The sequence below is a fragment of the Micromonospora chalcea genome (assembly GCF_028768405.1).
In the GTDB taxonomy this organism is placed as follows: Bacteria; Actinomycetota; Actinomycetes; order Mycobacteriales; family Micromonosporaceae; genus Micromonospora; species Micromonospora chalcea.
In genome coordinates, this window is sequence record NZ_CP118233.1 from 2442173 (window position 1) to 2466430 (window position 24258).

Below are 24258 nucleotides of genomic sequence, written 5' to 3' on the forward strand. Positions count from 1 at the left end.
GGTTGATCACCTGTCGCTAAGGGGCAAGCGGCGGACTCGTGGTCAGGATCGGCCGAACTTCTGGTCGATGAAGTCGAACAGCTCGTCGTCCGAGGCGTCGTCGAGGGCCTGGCCGACGTCGTCGGGCCGGTCGGTGGTGTCGCTCCACCGGGTGACCAGCGCCCGGAGGCGGACCGCCACGGCGGTACGCGTCTCGTCGTCGGCGGCCAGCCGCTCCAGTTCCTCCGGCGCGGTCGCGGCGAACGCGGCCTCCAGCCGGTCCAGCTCGGCGAGCAGGCCCGGTTCGGGCTTCGGCGGGGCGGCGTCGACCAGCAGGAAGTCGGCGAGGGCGGCGGGCGTGGGGCAGTCGAAGATGAGGCTCGCCGGCAGCCGGATGCCGGTGAGGGCGGTCAGCCGGTTGCGCAGCTCCACGGCTGTCAGCGAGTCGAAGCCGAGGCCGGTGAACGTCTGCCCGGACGGCACGACGGTGGCCGGCGGGTAGCCGAGTACCTCGATGACCTGCGCCTTGACCAGGTCCTCCACCAGCCGGCCGCGTTCGGCCTCGGGCGTGCCGGCGAGGCGCTGCGCGAAGGACGGGCCGCCGTCGCCGCCGCCGTCGACGACGCGCCGCCGGGCCCGGACCAGGCCGCGCAGCGGCGCCGGGAGCTGGCCGGCGTCGGCCTGGCGGCGCAGCGCGGCGAGGTCGAGCAGCGCCGGCACCAGGTGGGGGCGTCCACCGTGCAGGCCGGCGTCGAAGAGGCGCAACGCCTGGCCGGTGCCGAGCGGGCTGAGGCCGTTGCGGCTCATCCGCTGCCGCCCGGCGGCGTCGAGTGCGCCCGTCATCCCGCTGTCCGCGGCCCAGAGGCCCCAGGACAGGGACGTGGCGGCGAGGCCGCAGGCGTGCCGGTGCCCGGCGAGGCCGTCGAGGAACGCGTTCGCGGCGGCGTAGTTGCCCTGCCCGGGGCCGCCGAGGACACCGGCGACGGACGAGAAGAGGACGAACATCGCCAGCGGCCGCGATCGGGTCAGCTCGTGCAGGTGCCAGGCGGCGTCGGCCTTGGCGGAGAGAACGGCTGACAGCCGGCCGGGGGTCAGCGCCGAGATCACCGTGTCGTCGAGGACGCCGGCGGCGTGCACCACGCCGGTGAGCGGGTGCTCGGCGGGAACGTCGGCCAGCACCGCGGCCAGGCGGTCCCGGTCCGCCACGTCGGCGGCGACCAGGCGGGCCTGCGCACCCAGCGCGGTCAGCTCGGCGAGCAGCTCCGCCGCGCCGGGGGCGTCGGTTCCGCGGCGGCTGACCAGCAGCAGGTGGCGCACCTTGTGCGTACTGACCAGGTGCCGGGCCAGCAGACCGCCGAGGGCGCCGGTGGCCCCGGTGACCAGGACCGTCCCGTCGGGGTCGAGGGCGGTGGCCGGCGCCGGGTCGAGGACGGCTGGCGCGAGCCGGGGCGCCAGCACCTGCTCGTCCCGGACCGCCAGTTGGGGTTCGCCGGTGGCGACCGCACGGGCCACCAGGTCCACGGTGCAGGACTCCGGCTGCCGCGCCTCGTCGAGGTCCACGAGCACGAAGCGGTCGGGGTGCTCCGCCTGGGCCGAGCGCAGCAGGCCCCAGACCGCCGCGCCGGGCAGGTCGCCCGTACGACAGGTGTCGCCGGCGGCGACGGCCCCGCGGGTCAGCACGACCAGCCGCCGCTGTGCCAGCCGGTCGTCGGCGAGCCAGCCCTGGACGGCGGCCAGCACCGCCGTGAGCCGGCTCCGCGTCGCGGCGGGAACCGGGGCGTCCTCGTCGTCGGTGTACGCGGCGAGCAGCACCAGTTCCGGGTCGATCCGGCCGGAGTCGACCGCCTCCGCCAGCTCGGCGAGCCTGTACCTGGCGATCTCGGACAGGTCGGACGGCGCGTCGCCGAGGAGCACCACCCGGACGGTCGCCGGGGTACCCGGCCGCACGCTCTGCCAGTTGACGGCGTACAGCGGGTCGGCTGCGGAGTCACCGCCGCGCACCTGGTCGGCGGTGACGGGGCGGGAGACCAGGGAGTCGATCCGGGCGACGGGGGCGCCGGCCGGGTCGGTCAGGGTCAGGGCCACGCCGCCGCCGCTGCGCCGGGCGCGTACCCGCAGCGCGGTCGCGCCGACCGCCGAGAGGGTGACGCCGGTCCAGGCGAAGGGCAGGCGTACGCCGGAGGCATCATCCGCGTCGGAGTCGAGCAGGCCGACGACGTGCAGCGCAGCGTCCAGCAGGGCGGGATGCAGGCCGAAGCCGGCGACCTCGCTGCCGTCTCGCACCGCCACCTCGGCGCACACCTCGTCGCCGGTGCGCCAGACGGCGCGCAGGCCACGGAAGAGGGGGCCGTATTCGACGCCCAGACGGGACAGCTCGGTGTAGATCCCGTCGACCGCGACGGCGGTGGCGGCGCTGGGCGGCCACGGCGCCGGATCGGACCGGTCGGGCTGCGGTACGGCGGGGGCGAGGACGCCCGCCGCGTGGCGGTCCCACTCGCCGTCCGGGTCGGCGGCGGCGCGGGAGTGGATGGTGACCGTCCGGCGACCGTCCTCGTCCGCCGCGCCCAGTTTCACCTGCACCGCCCGGGTGCCGTCCTCGGCGAGCGCCAGCGGGGCCTGGAGGGTCAGCTCGTCGAGGGTGTCGCAGCCGACCTGCGCGCCCGCGTGCAGGACCATCTCGACCAGGGCGGCGCCGGGCACCACCACCGAGTCCCAGACGACGTGTTCGGCGAGCCACGGGTGTGTCAGTACGGAGAGTTCGGTGCCGAAGACCCGTACGTCGTCGTCGGCGACGCGTACGGCGGCGCCGAGCAGCGCGTGGTCGACGGGGCGGACACCGAGCCCGGGCGCCGTCTCGACCCCCGCGCTGGCGTTGAGCCAGTAGCGCTGCTGGTCGAAGGCGTACGTGGGCAGGGCGATGGCGCGGGGGCGTGCCTCGGCTGCCCGCTCGGGGCCGGACCCGTCGAGGGCGGCGAGGTATCCGGTCCAGTCGACGTGGCCGCCGGTGACGTACCACTCGGCGAGGGCGGTGCGCAGCGTGTCGGCCTCGGAGTGCCCGGCGCGCATCGTGGCGGTGAACCGGACCTCGCCGGCCGCCTCGACGCAGTCCTGCGCCATGGCGGTGAGTACGGCGTCGGGGCCGACCTCCAGGAACTGGGTGACGTCCTGCTGGTGGAGGGTGCGCACCGCGTCGGCGAACCGTACCGGCTGGCGTACGTGCCGCACCCAGTAGCCCGGGTCGGTCAGCTCCGCCGCGTCCGCGACCGCGCCGGTCACGTTCGACACCACCGGCACCCGCGGCGGCTGCCAGTCCAGTCCCGCCACCACCGACGCGAACTCGTCCAGCATCGGATCCATCAACCGCGAGTGGAACGCGTGACTGACCGCCAGTTCCTTGACCCGCCAACCCCGCTCACGGCAGGCCGCCACCACCGAAGCGACCTCGTCAGCCGCGCCCGACACCACCACCGACGCCGGACCGTTCACCGCCGCCACATCCACACCCGACGACGCGATCAGCTCGGCGACAGCCTCCTCCGCCGCGCCCACCGCCGCCATAACACCGCCAGCCGGCAACGCCTGCATCAACCGGCCCCGCGCCGCCACCAGGGAACAGGCGTCCGACAGCGACAACATCCCCGACACGTACGCGGCCGTCACCTCACCGATCGAATGACCCGCCAGGAAATCCGCCCGCACACCCCACGACGCGAGCAACTCCCACAACGCGACCTCCACCGCGAACAACCCCGCCTGCGCGAACACGGTCTGATCCACCAGAGCCCCATCGGCGGTGCCCGGCTCGGCGAACACGACCTCCCGCAACGCCCGCGGCAACAAACCATCAAACCCCGCACACACCCCGTCGAAGGCCTGCGCGAACACCGGGAACGTCTCGTACAGCTCCCGGCCCATGCCCACACGCTGCGAGCCCTGACCCGTGAACAACACCGCCCGGCGACCCGCCGACACCACACCCGACATCACCGACTGGCCCTCGGCAACAGCCGATAGCCCGGCCACCAGCTCGTCCACCGACGAGCCCCACACCACCGCGCGGTGCTCCAACGCCGCCCGCGACGTCACCAACGACCACGACACATCCACCGGCGACAGACCACGACCACGCACGAACGACGCCAACCGCCCGGCCTGACCCGACAGACCCCGCTCCGAACGCCCCGACACCACCCACGGCACCGGCAAAGCCACGGAAGCGCCCCCGGCAGACGCCGGGGCAGACTCCGGCTCCGCCGCGACCTCGGGGACGGCCTCGGGCTCCGGCTGCTCCAGGACCACGTGCGCATTGGTCCCCGAGATGCCGAACGACGACACACCCGCCCGCCGAGGACGCTCCACGCCCGGCCACTCACGGGACTCGGTCACCAACTCCACCGCACCCGACGACCAATCCACATGCGACGACGGCACATCCACATGCAGCGTCGCCGGCACGGTCCCGTACCGCATCGCCGAGATCATCTTGATGATGCCCGCCACCCCCGCAGCGGCCTGCGTGTGACCGATGTTCGACTTCACCGACCCGAGCAACAGCGGCACATCCCGGCCCTGCCCGTACGTCGCCAGCAACGCCTGCGCCTCGATCGGATCACCCAACGTCGTACCCGTGCCGTGCGCCTCCACCACGTCCACGTCGGCGACGCCCAGCCGGGCGTTGGCGAGCGCCTGCCGGATGACCCGCTGCTGCGACGGACCGTTCGGCGCCGTCAAACCATTCGACGCACCGTCCTGGTTCACCGCCGAACCCCGCACCACCGCAAGGACCCGACGCCCGTCGCGCCGCGCGTCCGACAAGCGCTGCACCAGCAGCACACCGACGCCCTCGGCGAGCGCCGTGCCGTCCGCCGCGTCGGCGAACGCCCGGCACCGGGCCACCGGGGACAGGTTGCCCTGCCGGGTGAAGTCGACGAACACCGCGGGAGTGGGCATCACCGTCACGCCACCGGCCAGCGCGAGATCGCACTCCCCCGACCGCAGCGCCTGCACCGCCAGGTGCAACGCCACAAGCGACGACGAACACGCCGTGTCCACAGTCACCGCCGGCCCCTCGAAACCGAACGAGTACGCCACCCGGCCCGAGGCGATGCTGCCCGCGTTGCCGAGACCGAGGTAGTCCTCCACGCCCGCCGGCGGGGTCTCCGGCGGGTGGGCGTACCCGCTGTGGGTCATGCCGGCGAAGACCCCGACCCGGGCGCCCTTCAGGCTTGTGGGGTCGATCCCCGCCGTCTCGACGGCCTCCCACGAGGTCTGCAGCAGCAGCCGCTGCTGCGGGTCCATGGCGAGGGCCTCGCGCGGCGAGACCCCGAACAGCCGATGGTCGAACTCGGCGGCGTCGGCCACGAATCCGCCCTCACGGACCGAGGAGGTGCCCGGCCGGGACCGCTCCGGGTCGTAGAGCGCGTCGAGATCCCAGCCGCGGTCGGTGGGGAAGGAGGCGATCGCGTCACCGCCGGACGCGACGAGATCCCACAGTTCCTCGGCGGTGCGCACCCCGCCGGGGAACCGGCAGCCGATGCCGACGATCGCGATGGGCTGCTGCGCGTCGGCCTCGACGTCCCGGAGCCGTTGCCGGGTCCGCCGCAGGTCGGCGGTGACTCTCTTCAGGTACTCCCGGAGCTTCTCTTCGGTGTCCATCAACCCAGCCCATCGCGATTCACGGCGGAGACTCGACGTAAGCGACGGTACGAATGCGCAGAAGTCTCAGGCGACACCTGTATCTGTCGTTCGGCTCGCTCGGCCGAGAGCCACGCAGATCCCCATCTGCCGGGAGAAGTTATTGGTTGCGCGCGAGCGCGGACAACCCCTAACCAGGCAACCGACCAGCTAGGGGTGTCCGGTCCCGACCCGTCGCACTAGCGTCGCCTCGACCGGGTCCGCGCCGATCCGGTCGGCAACCGCAGCCGCCGGAAGGACCACCAGAGGATGACGACGCCAGATACCGACAACGGCTTGTGGGTGCGACGCTTCCACCCCGCTCCGGGCGGCGCGAGGCGGTTGGTGTGCCTGCCCCACGCCGGCGGGTCGGCAAGCTTCTACTTCCCGGTGTCCCGCGCTCTCTCCCCCGCCGTGGAGGTGCTGTCGATCCAGTACCCGGGACGGCAGGACCGGCGCCACGAGAAGTGCATCGGCGACATCCACGACCTCGCGCGCGAGGTGTTCACAGTGCTGCGGCCCTGGCGGGACGAGCCGCTGGCCATCTTCGGGCACAGCATGGGGGCCAGCCTCGGCTTCGAACTCGCCCGGCTCATCGAGCAGGACGGCGGCAGCGTCGCGCACCTGTTCGCCTCCGGGCGCCGGGCGCCGTCGAAGTCACGGCACGAGACGGTGCACCTGCTCGACGACGAGGGGCTGCTGGCCGACGTCCGGAAGCTGAGCGGCACCAACTCCGCCGTCCTCGGGGATCCGGAGATGCTGCGCGCCGCGTTGCCGGCGATCCGCAACGACTACCGGGCCGCCGAGCGGTACACCTACCGGCCGGGGCCGCCGCTGAGCTGCCCGATCACCGTCCTCACCGGTGACGACGACCCGAAGACGACTGTCGAGGAGGCCCGGGCGTGGTCGGACCACACCACGGCGGCGTTCGACCTGAAGGTCTACCCGGGCGGGCACTTCTTCCTCGCCGAGCACCAGCCGGCGATCCTGCGGGCCATCTCGACGGCACTGAGCGCGGCGCCGGCGGTCTGATCCCACCGGACGAGGGGCCCGTCCGCCGGTCGTCACGACCGGTCGGCGGGCCCCTCGTCCGTGCGCGGTGTCACCGCTTGTGGCCGACCGCGATCACGTAGTCCATCTGCGCCAGCTCACGCTTCATGAGGTCCTGGTTCTTCCAGTGGGCCGCCATGCTCTTGCGGACGGCCGGCTTGACGACGGCCCGGAACGCGGGGTCGTTGGTCCGCTCGGCCATGTACGCCCGCCAGCCCTCCCAGGTCTGCTCCTTGATCGAGCGGACCTCCGGGTTGGCGAAGCCGGCCTCGACCAACTGCTGCCGGTACGTGTCCCGGTCGTGCCAGTTCTCCTTCGGGATGCTGAACTTGACGAAACTCAGCGGGCCGGACTGGATGGCGGCGCGGACGACGTCGCCGCTGACCGGGATGATGTCGGCCGTGGCGAGCACGCCGCCCGGGCGCAGCACCCGCAGCGCCTCGGCGAAGAACGCGCTGCGTGGGTAGAAGTGGAAGGCGGACTCCAGGGCGACGACCCGGTCGAAGGTGTTGTCCTCGAAGGGCAGTTCGGTGGCGCTGCCGAGCCGGAAGTCGGTCCGGTCGGCGAGCCCCTCCTCCTGCGCCCGGCGCTGTGCCGCCTCGACGTGGTGCGGGGTGATGTTCAGGCCGTACACCTTGGCGACCTGGCGCTCCCGCAGCCACTTGAAGTCCTGGTCCCCGTAGCCGAAGCCGACGTCGAGCACGGTGTCGTCCGGCTTGAGCCCGGCGGCGTCGGCCAGCTTGTCGGCCAGCGCGTCGGCGGCCGTGTCGATGTCGGTGACCCCGTCGGACCAGTAGCCCACGTTCATGTAGTGGGTACGGCGGGCCGCGAACTCCACGTCGGGTGACTGGATCTCGTAGAAGCGCCGGACCCGGGTGATGGGGTCGGCGGTGAAGACCGTGCGGATCGCCCGACCGGCGATCTTCAGGTTCTCGAACATGTCGGTTCCTTCCGGTGGGTGGATGCCGATCAGCCGCGCCGGATCTGCCGGCGCAGATCCTCGACGAGCGCGGGCACGACGGCCGGGTCGGCGGCGGTGCCGAAGACGTAGAAGTCGGGCCGGACGAGCACCGCCACCGCGTCGTACCGCTTGAGGTGGGGCAGGTACACGTCGTCGAGGTCGAACGCGGTCGGCGCGGCGCCGGATCCGGGTACGGGCGCGCCGGCGGGAACGATCCGGACGACCCGCGTGCCGAGCGTGTCCAGGAAGGCCCGGGCGTCGGCGTCGAGCAGGTCGTCGGGGTCCTCGGCGCAGAGCAGGACGAAGCCGGTGCCGACGACCTCGTCGAAGAGTCCGGCGCGGCCGTCGACCTCGACGCGGCCCTGCGGCATCGGGGCGCCGGCGGCCTCGCAGCCGCTGTGCAGGATCCCGCCGGACAGGGGCTCCAGCAGGGACCGGGTGCGCGGGCGGGCGGTACGCCGGCGCAGCTCGGCGAGCATCGCGGCGTCGCGGCCGGCCGCGGCGGCGCGGTCGGTCTCGCAGATCACCGTGCCCGAGTCCATGGACATCCGGATGGCGTGCTGCACGTGCGCGCAGCGCTCCTCCTGGTAGGTGTCCAGCAGGGCCTCGTCGGCGAGGCCGCGGTGCACCAGGTCGAGCTTCCAGGCGAGGTTGAGGGCGTCGCGGAAGCCCGAACTCATCCCCTGCCCCATGAACGGCGGCATCACGTGCGCCGCGTCGCCGGCGAGCAGGATCCGCCCGGAACGCCAGCGCCCGGCCGAGCATGCCTGGGTGGTGTAGACGCCGTACCGCTCCAGGGTGGCGTTGTCGGGGGTGATGTCGAAGAGGCCGAGCAGCCGCCACACGTTGGCGGCACTCTCGAACTCCTCGCGGCTCTCCCCCGGCACCCGCATGAACTCCCACCGCCGGTGCCCCGGGCCGGCCGACACGGCCGTGCGGGGCCGCGCCGGGTCGCAGACCTGGAGGTTGTTCGGCTTGAACTCGCGGGCCTCGTGCGGGACCACGTCGCAGACCAGCCAGTCGTACGTGAAGCCGAGGTCGGTGACGCCGCTGCCCAGGTGCTCCCGCACGAAGCTGTTGGCCCCGTCGCAGCCGATGACCCAGCGGGCCGCGCGGACCTCCTCGCCGTCCGGGCCGGCGATGGTCACCTCGACCCGGTCGTCGTGCTCGACCAGGCCCGTCACCTGGTACGGGCGCAGCACCGTGACACCCGGCAGCTCCGCGCCCCGCTCGGCGAGCAGCGCCTCCAGTCCCGGCTGGTAGAACGAGACCGAGTCGGGCCAGCCCATCGGGCCGTTGCCGGTGACCTTGACGTGCAGCAGGGTCCGGCCGAAGCCGTTCTTGAAGGTGTACTCGCCGGACGACTCCACCACCGGCCCGAGGCGGTCGGCGACGCCGGCGGCGGCCAGGACACGGCTCGCCTCCCCGTCGTACGACACCGCGCGGGGGAAGTTGTAGGGAGTGGCCCACCGCTCGACCGCCGTGACGGTGAGCCCTCGCTGCGCCAGCAGGATCGTGAGCATCTCACCGACGGGGCCGTAGCCCACGATCAGGACGTCGGTCGTCAGCATCGGTATCGGTTCCTCAGGGGTCGGTCGGACACGGGGTCGGCTTGCGGCGGGCGGGGCGGCCGGACGGCCATCAGATGCCGAGTTCGGAGTCGATGAGGTCGAACAGGTCGTCGTCGCTGGCCAGTTCGAGATCGAGGTCGGGATCGCCGCCCGTGCCGGCGCGCATCGTCCGCCACTTGGCGATCAGCACCTCCAGGCGCGACCCGATCTGGTCGTGCAGCTCCGGTTCCACAGTGGCCTCGGTCAGCGAGCGCTCCAGGTTCTCCAGGTCCGCGAGGACCGGCGGGGCCGCCGGTCCGGTGTCCGGCGCCAGCTCGGACACCAGGTACGTGGCCAGCTCGTTCGGATCCGGGTAGTCGAAGATCAGCGTGGCCGGCAGGCGCAGGCCGGTGGCCGTGGTCAGCCGGTTGCGCAGCTCGACGGCGGTCAGCGAGTCGAAGCCGATCTGGCTGAACGCCCGGCCCGGGGCCACCGCCACCCGGCTGCCGTGCCCGAGCACGCTCGCCGCCTGCTCGCGTACCAGGTCGACCACGAGGGTGTGGCGCTCGGGCCCGTCCAGCGCCGCCAGCTCGTCGGCGAGCGTGCGCCCGCCGCCGGCCGGGGTGGCCGCCCGCGCCGTCGGCCGCTCCCGGCGCAGCAGCCCGCGCAGCAGCGCCGGGGGCCGCTCGGCCCGCTCGCCGAGCGCGGCGACGTCGATCCTCGTCGGCACCAGCACCGGCTCGGCCAGCCGCAGGCCCGCGTCGAACAGGGCCATCCCCAGCTCGGACGGGATGGCGAGCTGCCCGTCACGGGCGGTGATCCGGGGATCGGTCCGGTCCAGCTTGGCGGTCATCTCGCTGGCCTGCTCCCACAGCCCCCAGGCGAACGACCGGCCCGGCAGCCCCTGCGCACGGCGGGCCAGGGCGAGCGCGTCGAGGAACGCGTTGGCCGCCGCGTAGTTGGCCTGACCGGGGACGCCGAAGACCCCGGCGCCGGAGGAGAAGAGCACGAACCCGGCGAGGTCGAGGTGGCGGGTGAGCTCGTGCAGGTGCCACGCGGCGTCGAGCTTCGGCGCGAAGACCGTGTCGACGCGCTGCGGGGTGAGGGCGGTGACCACCCCGTCGTCGAGCACCCCGGCGAGGTGCACGACGGCGGTCAACGGGTGCCGCTCCGGTACCGCCGCCAGCACCCCGGCGAGGTTGTCGCGGTCGGACACGTCGGCCGCCACCACCGTGGCCTCGGCCCCCAGGGCCCGCAGTTCGTCGAGCGCCTCGGTCGCGCCGGGGGCCCGCTCGCCGCGGCGGCTGACCAGCAGCAGCCGCCGTACGCCGTGCGTCTCGACCAGCCGCCGGGCGACCAGCCGGCCCAGGGTCCCGGTGCCGCCGGTCAGCAGCACCGTGCCGTCGGAGTTCCACGCCCGGGGCATGGTGAGCACCACCTTGCCGACGTGCCGGGCCTGGCTGACGTGCCGGAACGCCTCCGGCGCCTGGCGGACGTCCCACACCTGGGTGGGCAGCGGGGTGAGCGTCCCCCGTTCGAAGAGCCCCAGCAGAACGACCAGCATGCGCTGCACCTCGTCGGGCTCCTGCAGGGTCAGGTCGAAGGCGGTGTAGGCCACCCCCGGATGGTCGACGGCGACGCGGGCGGCGTCGCGGATGTCGGTCTTGCCCATCTCGACGAACCGCCCGCCGCGCGGCAGCAGCCGCAGCGAGGCGTCGACGAACTCGCGGGCCAGCGAGTCCAGCACGACGTCCACGCCCCGGCCGCCGGTGGCCTCGGTGAAGCGGGTCTCGAAGTCGAGGGTCCGGGACGAGGCCAGGTGCTCCTCGTCGAGACCGAGCGCGCGCAGGGCGTCCCACTTGGCGGGGCTGGCGGTGGCGTACACCTCGGCCCCGAGGTGGCGGGCGAGCTGCACGGCGGCCATGCCGACGCCGCCGGCCGCCGCGTGCACCAGCACCGACTCGCCCCGGGTGAGCCCGGCCAGGTTGACCAGCCCGTGGTACGCGGTCAGGAAGACCACCGGCACGGACGCGGCCTCGACGTACGACCAGCCGGCCGGCATCGGGGCCAGCAGGCGGCGGTCGGTGACCGCGACGGGTCCGAAGCAGCCCACGAAGACACCGAAGACGCGGTCGCCGGGGCGCAGGTCGGTCACCTCGGCGCCGACCTCGACGACCTCGCCGGCGCCCTCGCCGCCGAGCGGGCCCGCGTCGCCCGGGTAGAGACCGAGCGCGTTGAGCACGTCGCGGAAGTTGAGGCCGGCGGCGCGGACGCGGACCCGGACCTCGCGGGGGCCGAGCGCGGCGTCCGCGGCGTCGGTGGCGACCAGGGTGAGGTTCTCCAGGCTGCCGCGCACCGGCGCGTCCAGCCGCCACGCGGCGGCGGGCGGTGCGGGCAGCTCGCCGGCCGACCCGGCCCGCGCCAGCCGCGGCACGTACGCCGCGCCGACCCGGATCGCGGCCTGCGGCTCGTCCGCCGCCAGGAGGGCGGCCACCTCGTCGGGGCCGATCCCGTCGCCGTCGACGTCGACGACGACGATCTGGCCCGGGTTCTCCGACTGGGCGGAGCGCACCAGGCCCCACGCCGCCGCGGCGGCCGGGTCGGTCACCTCGCCGGCGTGGTGCACGGCCACCGCGCCCCGGGTCACCAGCAGCAGCCGCGACGCCGCCCAGCGGGGCTCGGTGAGCCAGCGCCGGACCAGGTCGAGGGCCTGCACGGCGGCGTGGCGCGCCGCGCGGGGGGTGGGCTGCGCGGGGTGCGCGCCGAGCGGCACGAGCACCGCCCCGGGCAGGGCCAGTCCGGCGTCCACCGCGTCGGCGAGCCCGTCCAGCCCGTGGTGCAGCGGGAACCCGTCCAGGCCGGGGGCGACGGCCACGGCGTCGACCGGGGGGGCCGTCTCGACGGGCGGCAGCGGCGTCCAGTCGACGCGGAACAGGGCGTCGCGGGTGGCCCGGTCGTCGGTGACGGCCAGCTCGGTGGTGGAGATCGGGCGCATCGTCAGGGCGGCCACCTCGGCCACCGGGGCGCCGGTCGGATCGGCGACGGTCAGCGCGATGGCGTGCGGCCCGACCCGGGTCAGCCGTACCCGCAGGGCGGTGGCCCCGGTGGCGTGCAGGCTGACGCCGTTCCAGGCGAACGGCAGCAGGAGCTGGCCGGCCCCGGCCCCGGCGAGACCGCCGAAGTGCGCGGCGTGCAGGGCGGCGTCGAACAGGGCGGGGTGCAGGCCGTACCGGTCGGCGTCGACCCGCTGGGCCGCCGGCAGCTCCACCTCGGCGTAGACCTCGTCGCCGCCGGTCCACACCGCGCGCAGGCCCTGGAAAGCCGGCCCGTACGCGTACCCGTCGGCTTCCAGGCCGGCGTAGAAGCCGGTCAGGTCGACGGGCCGGGTGTCGGGCGGCGGCCAGGCGGTGAGCTGCGGCGACACCGCGGGCTGGTCGGCGCGGAGGGTGGCGCTGGCGTGCCGGGTCCACGGCTGTCCCGCCGGCGCGTCGGCGGGCCGGGAGTGCACGGTCACCGGCCGGCGTCCGTCGCCGGCGCCCGCGCCGACCGCCACCTGCACCTGCGTCGCGCCGTCGGCGGGCAGGGTCAGCGGGGCCTCGATGACCAGCTCGTCGAGGAACGGGTGGCCGACCTCGTCGCCGGCGCGCAGGCAGAACTCCACCAGGCCGGTGCCGGGCACCAGCACGCTGCCGGTGACCCGGTGGTCGGCCAGCCACGGCTGCGCGTCGGCCGACAGCCGCCCGGTGAACAGGTGGCCCCTCGTCTCGGCCAGCACGACCGACGCGCCGAGCAGCGGATGACCGGCGGCGTCCAGACCGGCGGCGCCGACGTCGCCGGGGCCGGAGACCGGCCGGGGCCAGTAGCGGCGGTGGGCGAACGCGTACGTGGGCAGGTCGACGCGCCGGCCGCCGGCCAGCGCGGGCCGCCAGTCCACCGCGACCCCGGACACGTGGAGCTGGGCCAGGGAGAGCAGGAACCGCTCCCGGCCGCCCTGGTCGCGTTGCACCGAGCCGACCACCACGGCATCGCCGTCGTGGTCGGCGAGGGTCTCCTCCACGCCGACGGTGAGCACCGGGTGGGGGCTGCACTCGACGTACGTGTCGTGGCCCTCGGCGGCCAGCGCGCGGATCGCCCGTTCCAGCTCGACGGGCCGGCGCAGGTTGCGGTACCAGTAGTCGGGCCCCATCTCCTCGCCGTCGAGCCAGCGCAGGTCGGTGGTGGAGAACAGCGGCACGGCGGCCGGGCCGGGGGCGATGCCGGCCAGCACCTCGGCCAGCTCGTCGCGGATGCGTTCCACCTGGGCGGAGTGGGAGGCGTAGTCGACGGCGATGCGCCGCACCCGGGCCTGCTCGCCGGCCAGCTCGGCGAGCAGTTCCTCGACCGCCTCCGGCTCGCCGGAGACCACGACGGCGGCCGGCCCGTTCACGGCGGCGACCGAGATCCGCTCACCGAAGCGGGCGATCCGATCACGGACCGTGTCGGCCGGCAGCGCGACGGAGGCCATCGCCCCGTGCCCGGCCAGGGCCCGTAGCGCGCGGCTGCGCAGCGCCACCACCCGGGCCGCGTCGGGCAGGGAGAGCACCCCGGCGACGCAGGCGGCGGCGATCTCGCCCTGGGAGTGGCCGACCACGGCGGCCGGCTGCACGCCGTACGAGCGCCACAGCTCGGCCAGTGACACCATCATCGCGAACAGGGCGGGCTGCACGACGTCGACCTCGTCGAGGCCGGGCGCGCCCGGCGCCTGGCGCAGCACGTCCAGCAGCGACCAGTCCAGGTACGGCCGCAGCGCCGCGTCGCAGGCCGCCATGCGTTCGGCGAACACGGGGGCCTGGTCGAGCAGGTCCAACCCCATGCCGAGCCACTGGGAGCCCTGCCCGGGGAAGACGAAGACGCACCGGCCGGTGGGCCGCGCCTCGCCGCGCGTGACCGCCGGGTCGGGCCGGCCCTCGACGAGCGCGTCGAGGGCGTCGGCGACCCGCTGCGCGGACGCGGCTACCAGCACCGCTCGGGAGTCGAAGGCGCCCCGGCTGGTGGCCAGCGACCACGCCACGTCGAGGGGCCGCTGGTCGGGGCGGGCGGCGAGGTGCTCCCGCAGCCGCCGCGCCTGGCCGGCGAGCGCCTGCGGGGTACGCGCCGACAGCAGCCACGGCAGCGCGCGCTCCTGCGGCGGCTCGGATTCGGCGGCCTCCGGCGGCGCCTCGGCGACCGACTCGACGATCACGTGGGCGTTGGTGCCGCTGATGCCGAACGACGAGACGCCGGCGCGCACCGGCCGGTCCTCCGCCGGCCACGGGCGGGCCTCGGTGAGCAGCTGCACCGCTCCCGAGTCCCAGTCGATCCGCGAGCTGCGGCGCTCGGCGTGCAGGGTGCGGGGCAGCCGCCCGTGCCGCATGGCGAGGACCATCTTGAGCACGCCGGCGACGCCGGCCGCGGCCTGGGTGTGCCCGAGGTTGGACTTGACCGAGCCGAGCAGCACCGGCGCGGCGCCGGCCGGGCGCTGCCCGTACGTGGCGAGGATCGCCTCCGCCTCGATGGGATCGCCGAGCGACGTGCCGGTGCCGTGCGCCTCCACCACGTCCACGTCGGCGGCACTCAGCCCGGCGGCGCCCAGCGCGGCCTTGATGACCCGTTCCTGCGACGGCCCGTTCGGGGCGGTCAGCCCGTTCGACGCGCCGTCGGAGTTGACCGCCGAGCCGCGCACGACGGCCAGCACGGGGTGGCCCCGGCGGCGGGCCTCGGAGAGCCGCTCCACCACCAGCATCCCGACGCCCTCGGACATGCCGAAGCCGTCGGCGTCCTCGGCGAACGCCTTGCACCGCCCGTCGGCGGCGAGACCGCGCTGGCGGCTGAAGCCGGTCAGCCCGGCCGGGGTGGACATCACCGACACCCCACCGGCCAGCGCCAGGTCGCAGTCGCCCTGGCGCAGCGCCTGGACGGCCAGGTGCAGCGCCACCAGCGACGCCGAGCAGGCGGTGTCGACGGTGACAGCCGGCCCCTCCAGCCCGAGCGCGTACGCGACCCGGCCGGAGAGGACGCTGCCGGCGGTGCCGGTCAGCAGGTGCCCCTCGTCGGCGGTGACCTCGCCGTCGTCGGAGACGACACCGGGGGCGACCCGGTCGGCGTAGTCCTGCCCGTGGGTGCCGGCGAAGACGCCGGTGCGGCTGCCCCGCAGGGTGGCCGGGTCGATGCCACCGCGTTCCAGCGCCTCCCAGGAGGTCTCCAGCAGCAGCCGGTGCTGCGGATCCATGGCGAGGGCCTCGCGGGGGCTGATGCCGAAGAACTCGGCGTCGAAGTCGGCGATGCCGGTGAGGAACCCGCCGGAGCGCACGTACGTCCGGCCGGGCGTGCCGGGCACCGGGTCGTGGAGGTCGGCCAGCGGCCAGCCCCGGTCGTCGGGCAGGTCGCCGATGACGTCGTCGCCCGCGTCGAGCAGCCGCCACAGCTCCTCCGGGGAACCGATCCCGCCGGGGAAACGGCAGGCCATCGCCACGATCGCGACCGGCTCGTCCAGGGCGACGGTGCTCGCGTCGGCGACCTCGGTGGCGGCGGTGCCGAGCAGCCGGGCGTGCAGGTGCGCGGCGAGCAACTCGGGGGTGGGGTGGTTGAACACGGCGTGCGGGGCGAGCCGGACCCCGGTGACGGCGGTGAGCCGGTTGCTCAGCTCGACGGCCATCAGCGAGTCGAAACCGAGGTCCTTGAACGGGCGACGCGGCTCGACCTGCTCGGGGCCGGTGTGCCCGACCACTGTGGCGCACCGGGCGCGTACGAGGTCCAGCAGCAGTTCGGCGCGCTCGGGCTCGGCGAGTTCGGCCAGCCGGTCGGCGAAGCCCTTCGCGGCGGCGGGCGCGGAGGCGGCGTTGACCGCCCGGCGGGGCGGCGGGGGCAGCAGCGCCCGCAGCAGGGCGGGCACCTCGCCGGAGGTCCGTACGGCGGCCAGGTCGAGCCCGATCGGCACGAGCGCCGGCCGGTCCACGTGCAGGGCGGCGTCGAACAGCGCCAGCCCGGCGGCCGTGTCGAGGGGGCGGGTGCCGCCGCGGGCGAGCCGGGCCAGGTCGGCGGGGCTGAGCCGGCCGGCCATCCCGTCCTCGGCGGCCCACAGCCCCCAGGCCAGGGCGCTCGCCGGCCGGCCCTGGGCACGGCGGTGCGCGGCGAGCGCGTCGAGGAACGCGTTGCCGGCCGCGTAGTTGCCCTGGCCGGGGCTGCCGAAGGTGGCGGCGGCCGAGGAGAAGAGCACGAACGCGGCCAGGTCGAGGCCGGCGGTGAGCTCGTGCAGGTGCCAGGCGCCGTGCACCTTGGCGCGCAGGGTCCGGGCCCAGCGGGTCGGGTCGAGGTCGGTGAGCAGGGCGTCGTCGGTGGCCCCGGCGGCGTGCACGACGGCGACGAGCCGGTCGGCCAGCGGGGCGACGACCTCGGCGAGCGCCGCCCGGTCGGCGACGTCGGCCGCGACCACCCGCACCGTGACGCCGGCGTCGGTCAGCGCGGTCGTCCAGTCGCCGGCCCGGCCGCTGCGGCTGACCAGCACCAGTTCGGTGACGCCGTGCGCGGTGGCGAGGTGGGTGGCGACGTGCCGGCCGATCCCGCCGGTGCCGCCGGTGAGGAGCACGGTGCCGCCGGCCAGGGCCGCGAGCGGCGCGCCCGCCGGGGGCCGCTCGACGGGGCGGAGGCGGGGCAGCAGTGCGCGGCCGTCGCGGACGGCCACCTCGGGTTCGTCGTCGGCGGCGGCCAGCGCCGAACGGATGGCGGCGTCGTCGGTGGTGTCGAGGCTGAGCAGGAGGAAACGGTCGGGCTGCTCGGCCTGGGCGACGCGGAGCAGCCCGGCCACGGGGGCGTGCACCGGGTCGCCGTCGCGCACGGCGAGGGCCAGGCGGGTGGTCTCCGCGCGGGGGTCGGCCAGCCAGGTCTGGAGCACGTCGAGCACGGCGAGGCCGACGGCGTGCGCCCGGTCGGGCACCGGCCGGCCCGGCTCGCCGTCGCCGACCCGCAGCACCAGCAGCGGCGGCAGCGGCCCGTCCGGCGGCGTGCCGTCGGCGTGCGTCCAGGAGGGCGCCGGGGTCGCCGGGAACGCGGCGGGCAGCCAGTCGACGGCGTACAGCCCGGCGGGGGTGGCCGCCGGCGCCGGCGGGTCGGCGGACGGCAGGTCCACCGGCCGCAGCACCACCCGGTCGGCGTCGAGCACGGGCCCGCCCGCGTCGTCGACGGCGCTCAGCGTCACCGCGTCCGCCCCGGCGGGGGCCAGGCAGACGCGCAGCGCGTGCGCCCCGACGGCGTGGCGGCGCACGCCCGCCCACTCGGTGGGCAGCAGCCGGGCGGTGGGCCCGGCGTCGGCGACCGACGCGAAGCCAGCGAGCGGGAGCAGGCGCAGGGCCGCGTCCAGCACCAGCGGGTGCACGCCGTACCGCTCGGCGTCCGGGTCGCGGGCGTCGTCGGGCAGGCGTACGTCGACGTAGAGCCGGTCGGCGGCGACCCACGCGGCACGGGCCAGCTCCCCGGCCGGCGCGCGGTGCGGCGGGGCGCTCAGGTCCACCGGCCGGGCCCCGGCAGGTGGCCAGGCGGGGGCGAGGGCGCCCCGGCCGCTCTCCGGGTCGACGGGTGCGAGCACGGCCTCGGCGACCTCCCGCCAGGGCAGCCCCTCGCCGGCCCGGACGTGACAGCGCGCCACCCGGCGTCCGTGCTCGTCCGGCGCGCCCACGTCGATCTGCACCTCGAGGGTTGCCTCGGCGGGCAGCGGAACCGGCTCGGGCACGCGCAGCCGCCGCACGCTCGGGGCGCCGAGCTGGTCGCCGAGGTGGGTGAGCATGTCCAGCAGGGCGGTGGCGGGCAGCAGCGGCGCCGTGCCGTCGCCGGGCGCGGCCAGCCACGGCGAGGTGGCCGTGGCGATCTGCCCGGTGCAGACCACCTGCCCGGTGCCGGCGACCGCCAGCAGGCCACCGAGCAGCGGATGCCCTGCGTCGGCCAGTCCGGCGCCGACGGGACCGCCGGCGCCGGTGGGAGCGGGCAGCCAGTAGTGCCGGCGCTGGAAGGCGTACGTGGGCAGGTCGACGCGGCGGTGCGGGCCGGGGCCGGCGAGGGCGGCACGGTCCACCGCGACGCCCCGCACGTGCAGCCGCGCCACGGCGGCGAGCAGCGCCTCGGCCTCGCCCGCGGTGCCCCGTACGGCGGGGACGAAGGCCAGCTCGTCGGCCTCGGCGACGAGGCAGTCCTGGGCCATCGCGGTGAGCACACCGGCCGGGCCGATCTCCAGGAAGGTGGTGACGCCCTGCCCGTGCAGGGCCCGTACGCCGTCGTGGAAGCGGACGGTGCCCCGCACGTGCGCCACCCAGTGCTCGGGCGAGCAGAGCCGGGCCGGGTCGACGGGGTGGCCGGTCAGGTTGGACACCACCGGCAGGTGCGGGGTGCGGTACGTGAGGCCGGCCGCGACCGCGCGGAACTCGTCGAGCATCGGGTCCATGCGCGGCGAGTGGAACGCGTGCGACACCCGCAGCCGGCTGGTGCGGCGCCCGGCCGCGCGCAGGGTGTCCGCGACGGCCAGCACCGCGTCGGTGTCGCCGGACAGGACGACGCTGGTGGGACCGTTGACGGCGGCGAGGCCCACCCGGTCGGTCAGGTGCGCGGCGACCTCGGCCTCGTCGGCCTCGACGGCGACCATCGCGCCCCCGGCGGGCAGCTGCTGCATCAGCCGGGCGCGGGCGGCGACCAGCGCCGCCGCGTCGGCGAGGGAGAACACCCCGGCCACGTGCGCGGCGGCAAGCTCGCCGACGGAGTGGCCGAGCACCGCGTCGGGGCGGACCCCCCAGTGCTCCAGGAGGCGGTAGAGCGCCACCTCGAAGGCGAACAGGCCAGGCTGGGTGTACAGGGTCTCGTCGAGCAGTTCGGCCGGTGCGGTGCCCTCGGCCGCGAGGACGACGTCCGCGACGGGGAGCGGGGCGTGGCCGGCGAGGCAGCGGTCGAGTTCGGCGCAGGCCGCGTCGAAGGCGGCCGCGAAGACGGGGTACGCCGCGTGCAGCTCGTGGCCCATGCCGGCGCGCTGGCCGCCCTGCCCACCGAAGAGCAGGCCGAGTCGGCCGTCGACGACCCGGCCGGTCAGCACGCCCGGCAGGTCCGGGTCCGGTCCGCCGCGGGCCAGCGCGCCGAGCCCGGTCCGGGCGGACTCCGCGTCGCCCACCAGCACCACGGCCCGGTGTTCGAGAGCGGCGCGGGTGGTGGCGAGGGCGTGCCCGGTGTCGGCCGGGTCGGCGTGCGCCCCCGGCCCGTCGAGCCAGGCCAGCAGGCGGGCCGCCTGGTCACGCAGCGCCTCGCCGGAGGCAGCCGCGAGCAGCCACGGTACGGGCGGCCGAGCGGTGGCGGGCGGCGACTGCCGGGCGGCGTCCCCGGCGGCGGTCGGCGGATCGGCGGGGGCCTCGACGATGACGTGGGCGTTGGTGCCGCTGATGCCGAACGACGAGACGCCGGCCCGGCGGGGCCGGCGTACGTCGGGCCACGGGCGGGCCTCGGTGAGCACCTCGACCGCGCCGGCGGACCAGTCCACCTCGGACGTCGGGGCGTCCACGTGCAGGGTGCGCGGCAGTGTCCCGTGCCGCATCGCGAGCACCATCTTGATCACCCCGGCGGCCCCGGCGGCGGCCTGGGTGTGGCCGAGGTTGGACTTCAGCGAGCCCAGCCGCAGCGGTTCGGCGTCACCGCGGCCCACCCCGTACGTGGCGAGCAGCGCCTGCGCCTCGATCGGGTCGCCGAGGGACGTGCCGGTGCCGTGCGCCTCGACGGCGTCCACGTCGGCGGTGGAGAGCCCGGCCGCGTCCAGCGCCCGGCGGATGACCCGCTCCTGGGCGGGCCCGTTGGGGGCGGTCAGCCCGTTGGACGCGCCGTCGGAGTTGACGGCGGAGCCGCGCAGCACGGCGAGGACGGGGTGCCCGTGCCGGCGGGCGTCGGAGAGCCGTTCCAGCAGCAGCACGGCGACGCCCTCGGACCAGCCGGTTCCGTCGGCGCCGTCGGCGAACGCCTTGCACCGGCCGTCCGGGGCGAGCCCGCGCTGCCGGCTGAACTCCACGAACGCCTGCGGGGTGCCCATCACCGCCACGCCGCCGGCCACGGCGAGCGAGCAGTCCCCGGCGCGCAGGGCCTGGGCGGCAAGGTGCAGCGCCACCAGCGACGACGAGCACGCCGTGTCGACGGTGACAGCCGGCCCCTCCAGCCCCAGCGCGTACGCGACCCGGCCGGAGACGACGCTGCCGGCGGTGCCGACGCCGAGGTAGCCCTCGGTGCCGGGCGGCGCCTGGCGCAGGTTCGCGGCGTAGTCGTGGTGCATGACGCCGGTGAAGACGCCCGTGGCGCTGCCGCGCAGCGAGGTGGGGTCGATGCCGGCCCGCTCGAACAGTTCCCAGGACGTCTCCAGCAGCAGCCGCTGCTGCGGGTCCATGGCGAGCGCCTCGCGCGGGCTGATCGCGAACAGGGTGGCGTCGAAGTCCGCGGCGCCGGTGAGGAAGCCGCCCACCCGGGCGTACGAGGTGCCGGGGCGGTCGGGGTCGTCGGAGAACAGGTTCGCCAGGTCCCAGCCCCGGTCCGTGGGGAACTCCGTGAGCCCTTCCCGGCCCTGGTCGACCAGCTCCCACAGCTCCTCGGGGGAGGCGACGCCGCCGGGGAGCCGGCAGGCCATGGCGACGACGGCCACCGGATCGTCCCCGGTGGACGGCGTCACCGCCGGGTCCGTCGTGGGAGCGGCCTGCGCGGCGGCACCGCGCAGCCGGGCGGCGAGGTGCCGGGCGAGGGCCTGGGGGCTGGGCCGGTCGAACGCGGCCGTGGCGGAGAGCCGTACCCCGGTGGCCCGGGCCAGCCGGTCGCGCAACGCGACCGCCGCGACCGAGGTGAAGCCGAGTTCCTTGAAGGCGCGGCCGGGGCGGACCGCGGCCGGGCCGGGCAGCCCGGCCACCTGGGCGGTGGCGGCGCGGACCAGGTCGAGCAGGAGCCGGTCCCCCTCGGCGGTGGTGAGCCCGGCCAGCCGGCGGCGCAGCTCGGCGGCGTCCCGGTCGTCCGTGGCGTCGCCGGGCTCGGCCACGGGCCCGCGCCAGGCGGGGTGCGCGGCGTCGGCGTGGCCCGCCGGGCGGGCGAGCACGACCAGGTCGGCGCCGTCGTGGGCCACGTCGAACGCGGCGAGGTCGGCACGGACGGCCGCCGACGCGGTGCCCGCTGCGGGTCCGGTCGCCGCCGGCCCGCGCTCGGCGGGCGCGGTCGTGCCGACGAGCCGGGCCGGGTGACCGGCGGCCCGGCGGCGGGTGGCCAGGGCGTGCAGGGCGCCGACGGCCGAGGCGGCCCGTTCCCGGCCCGCGGCGCCCAGCAGGAGGGCGGACGGCGCGAGGACGGTGAACGCGGCCCCCGGGTGCCGGCTCGCGGCGTCCAGCGTCGCGGCGAGGCCGAGCAGCCGGGCTGCGGCCTCGGCGTCGGCCAGGTCGTCGTCGCACGGGCAGAGGAAGACGGCGCCGAACGCCTCGTCGCCCGCCCGCTCGGCGGGCAGCGGAACGGCTTCCGCACCGGCGGAGGTGAGTTCGGCGGCCAGGTCCGCCAGGGCCGGGGCGGGCGTCGCGCCAGTGTGCAGCAGCCGCAGCCGGCGGGCGCGGTGCGCGGCGACGAGGTGCCGGGCCAGCGCGGCGCCGGTCGGTCCGTCGGCGCCGGTGACCAGGACGGGGCGCTCCGGGTCGGCCACGGTCACCGGCCGTCCCGGCACGGTCGCCGGGGCGGGCACGAGGGCCGCGTGCCGGGCCGCCCCGGCCCGCAGGGCGACCTGCGCGGCGCCGGCGTCCACGACGGCGGGCAGCAGGGCGAGCGAGCGGTCCGCGGCGTCGTGGTCGACCAGCACGATCCGGTCCGGGTACGCGGCCTGCAGGCTGCGCCCGACCGCCCAGACGGCGCCGGCCGCCGGATCGGGCCCGGCCCACCCGGCGGCGTCGCCCCCGGCGGCGGCTCCCCCGGCGGCGGCTCCCCCGGCGACGTCTCCCGCAGTGGCCTCGCCTGCGGCGGCGTCTTGCGCGGGGGCGTCGCCCGCGCTGCCGGCACCGCTCGTGCCGGGGCCGTTGGCCGCGTCGCCGGCCGGGCCGGTCAGCAGCATCAGCCGGGTGCCGGCGAAGCGGTCGTCGTCGAGCCAGCCACGCAACCGGTCGGCGAGGTCCGCCGCGTCGGCGTCGGCCGGCCCGGCCAGCAGCACCGTCAGGTCGGGCGCGTCGGGAGTCTCGCGCAGGGTGGCCAGATCCCGGTGGGCCCGGAACCGCTCCCCCGGCGACGCCGCGCGCAGCGGCTCCACCAGCGGCTCGCTCCCGGCGCCGACGAGCGCCCAGCGGCGGGCCGGGGCGGCGGCGTCCTGCGCGGCCGCCGGGACGGGCGCCGCCACCGGCGGTACGGCGGCCAGGTCCAGCGGTCGCCAGGCGAGCAGGCTGAGCGCCTCGTGGTGGCTGCCGTTGACCGCCCGCAGCCGGGCCGGCCCGTCGAGCAGGAGCCGGCGGGTGACCTTGCCGGACGCGGTGCGGGGCACCTGCCCGATCTCGTACAGCGCCTCGGGGACCTTGTGGTAGCTGAGCCTCTCCCGGCAGGCCGCGTACCCGGCACGGGGGTCGAAGCCCTCCGGCCCCGGCACCACGAACGCCACCGGCACCTCGCCGAGCACCTCGTGCGGCCGGCCGGTCACCGCCACGTCGGCGACGCCGGGCACCGCGCGCAGCGCCTCCTCCACCTCGCCCGGGTGGATCTTCTCCCCGCCCCGGATGATCAGCTCCTGGTGGCGGCCGGTGACGAAGATGTTGCCGTCGGCGTCGCGGCGGGCCAGGTCGCCGGTGCGGTACCAGCCGTCGCGCAGGGCGGCGGCGGTGACCTCCGGCAGGCCGTGGTAGCCGAGCATGACGCTCGGACCGCTGACCCAGACCTCCCCCTCGGCGCCGGTCGGCACGTCCAGACCCGTCTGCGGGCTGACCAGGCGCACCTCGACGCCGGGCACCGGGCGCCCGCAGGAGCCCTCGACCCGGGGCTGCTCCGGCCGGGTGACGGCGATCGAGCCGCAGGTCTCCGTGCTGCCGTACGCGTCGAGCAACGGCGCGTCGAAGACCTCGTCGAACGCCCGCCGCAGCGCGCCGGTGGTGATCGCCCCGCCGACCAGGCAGACCCGCAGGGCCGGGGCGCGGAAGCCGGTCTCCCGGGCGGCGGTGACCAGGTGGTGGTACATGGCCGGCACACCGGCGAGCACTGTGGCCTCGTCCTCGTCGACCGCGCGCAGCACGTCGTCGGCGGAGAAGCCGTCGATGAGCCGGGCCGTGGCCCCGACCGCCGTCACGCTGAGCACGCACCCGATGTGGGAGAGGCTGTGGAACAGCGGCAGTGGCCAGACCACCCGGTCGGCGGCGGTGAGCCCGGGGATCGGCACGTAACAGGCGGCGACCGACCAGAGGCAGGTGCGCTGGGTGGAAAGGACACCCTTGGGCCGGCCGGTGGTGCCGGAGGTGTAGAGCATCCAGGCCACCTCGTCGAGGCCCAGGTCGTCGCGGGCCCCCACGGACGGCTCGGTGTCGACCAGGTCGCGCCAGGCGACGACCCCGTCCGGAACCGGGTCGTCCCCGGTGACCACGATCCGCAGGGCCGGCCGGCCGGTACGCAGCCGCAGCATCTGGTCGAGGTGACGCGGGTCGGTGACCACCAGCACCGCGCCGGAGTCGTCCAGCAGATGGGCCAGTTCCGCGTCGGTGCTGTGCGGATTCACCGGCACGCCGACCGCGGCGGCCCGCGTGACGGCCAGCCAGGTCTCCACCGTCTCCACCCGGTTGCCGAGGCAGAAGGCCACCCGGTCGCCCCGGGCGACCCCGGCCGCCGCCAGGTGACCGGCCAGCCGACGGGTCCGCGCCGCCAGATCGGCGTATCCGACCGCCCGGCGGTCGTCGCGGAATGCGACCTTGTTCCCCGACCTGGCGGCGTGCGCCTCGATCAGATCGGACAACGGCTGGATCAGGTCGCTCCGAAGCATGTCACCACATCCATCCGTCGGCGAGACTCCTCATCCGCGGCGTAGACCTCGCT

At 76.1% G+C, this 24258-nt stretch carries 5 protein-coding genes; 1 reads left to right on the top strand and 4 read right to left on the bottom strand.

Annotated elements, in window-relative coordinates:
- Positions 1–42: 42 nt before the first annotated feature.
- On the bottom strand, positions 43–5634 hold the full coding sequence (locus PVK74_RS10365) for a type I polyketide synthase (protein ID WP_274478946.1): 5592 nt from the start codon (positions 5632–5634) through the stop codon (positions 43–45).
- Positions 5635–5922: 288 nt separating this feature from the next.
- On the opposite strand from PVK74_RS10365, the gene PVK74_RS10370 reads away from it, so the two are divergent.
- Complete coding sequence (locus PVK74_RS10370) at positions 5923–6684, top strand: thioesterase II family protein (protein ID WP_043329886.1); 762 nt, start codon at positions 5923–5925, stop codon at positions 6682–6684.
- A gap of 70 nt (positions 6685–6754) precedes the next feature.
- Here PVK74_RS10370 and PVK74_RS10375 read toward each other — a convergent pair whose 3' ends face one another.
- The 3 genes from PVK74_RS10375 to PVK74_RS10385 form a co-directional block, all read right to left on the bottom strand.
- Complete coding sequence (locus PVK74_RS10375; RefSeq protein WP_043329884.1) at positions 6755–7642, bottom strand: class I SAM-dependent methyltransferase; 888 nt, start codon at positions 7640–7642, stop codon at positions 6755–6757.
- A 29-nt stretch (positions 7643–7671) separates the two neighbouring features.
- Positions 7672–9234, bottom strand: a complete 1563-nt coding sequence (gene mhpA, locus PVK74_RS10380; RefSeq protein WP_113972396.1) for a bifunctional 3-(3-hydroxy-phenyl)propionate/3-hydroxycinnamic acid hydroxylase MhpA — start codon at positions 9232–9234, stop codon at positions 7672–7674.
- 70 nt (positions 9235–9304) lie between these two features.
- Positions 9305–24205, bottom strand: a complete 14901-nt coding sequence (locus PVK74_RS10385; protein ID WP_274478947.1) for a type I polyketide synthase — start codon at positions 24203–24205, stop codon at positions 9305–9307.
- Positions 24206–24258: the final 53 nt, after the last annotated feature.

Bases quoted from the DNA above. Each gene is read 5' to 3' on its own strand.
- PVK74_RS10365 (WP_274478946.1), bottom strand. From the start codon at position 5,634: ATGGACACCGAAGAGAAGCTCCGGGAGTACCTGAAGAGAGTCACCGCC.
- PVK74_RS10375 (WP_043329884.1), bottom strand. From the start codon at position 7,642: ATGTTCGAGAACCTGAAGATCGCCGGTCGGGCGATCCGCACGGTCTTC.
- PVK74_RS10385 (WP_274478947.1), bottom strand. From the start codon at position 24,205: ATGCTTCGGAGCGACCTGATCCAGCCGTTGTCCGATCTGATCGAGGCG.
- PVK74_RS10370 (WP_043329886.1), top strand. From the start codon at position 5,923: ATGACGACGCCAGATACCGACAACGGCTTGTGGGTGCGACGCTTCCAC.
- mhpA (WP_113972396.1), bottom strand. From the start codon at position 9,234: ATGCTGACGACCGACGTCCTGATCGTGGGCTACGGCCCCGTCGGTGAG.